The 273-nt window shown below is 34.4% G+C and carries 1 protein-coding gene; it reads right to left on the bottom strand.

Features of this window, described 5'->3' with window-relative positions; translation table 11 throughout:
* A partial coding sequence (locus tag GFU93_RS04245; RefSeq protein WP_221411553.1) for a hypothetical protein occupies positions 1–273 on the bottom strand: 273 nt, incomplete at both ends.

Genomic DNA, 273 nt, shown 5'->3' with positions numbered 1-273 from the left:
CCTTGCGTTTTTGGTGATACCCAAACTTGTAAATCGCTAAGTCTTCTTCTTTCAGGATCATATGTATAAGTGGTTTCCGAGCCATTGCAGTATTTTAGATAATTTCTTTGTTCGAATTTATCATAGCCTATTTTATTTACATAGTCATAGCTATAAGCTTTGCTTCCTTTTATTCCGGTTAGTAACCCTGCTTTATTATAGATATAATCTACTTTTTCTTGATCAGGATAGATGATCTGCTCTAGTTTATTCCAGCTGTCGTACTTGGTTTGG

Source organism: Apibacter sp. B3546 (assembly GCF_009827885.1).
In the GTDB taxonomy this organism is placed as follows: Bacteria; Bacteroidota; Bacteroidia; order Flavobacteriales; family Weeksellaceae; genus Apibacter.
This window is presented reverse-complemented; position numbering and strand designations above follow the sequence as displayed.